At 64.9% G+C, this 436-nt stretch carries 1 pseudogene; it reads left to right on the top strand.

Annotation, left to right across the window (positions count from 1 at the left end):
- Nucleotides 1-79: 79 nt before the first annotated feature.
- Nucleotides 80-436: pseudogene (locus tag IL252_RS17380) on the top strand (glutathione S-transferase family protein); the annotation flags it as partial.

Raw genomic sequence — 436 nt, 5'->3', positions numbered from 1 at the left:
ATCGGGAACATCGGTGTTGGTCCGGTAACACCGCTGTCACCGCGCTCTTTTACCACTCGCGCGCGTACGATCGGTTATCATGAATATGCTCGTCGACGGCGAGTGGCGGACTGACGCGTACGAAACGACAGACGAGGACGGGGCTTTCGACCGGCAGGACACCACCTTCCGAGACCGGGTCGAGGACGACCCCGACGCGCGGTTCCAGCCCGAGGCCGGCCGGTATCACCTGTACGCCTGCCGCGCCTGTCCGTGGGCCCACCGGATTCTGGTCGCTCGGAAACTGCTAGGACTCGAAGACGCCATCACCGTCGACTACGTCGACCCGTTCCGCGGCGAGGACGGCTGGCAGTTCACGCCCGACAAGGACGGTTGCACGCCGGATACGGTCAACGGATCGGACTACCTCCGCGAGGTCTACGTCGCGGCCGACAAC

Origin of the sequence: Halomicrobium sp. IBSBa, assembly GCF_017612575.1 — an archaeon.
In the GTDB taxonomy this organism is placed as follows: Archaea; Halobacteriota; Halobacteria; order Halobacteriales; family Haloarculaceae; genus Halomicrobium.
This window is presented reverse-complemented; position numbering and strand designations above follow the sequence as displayed.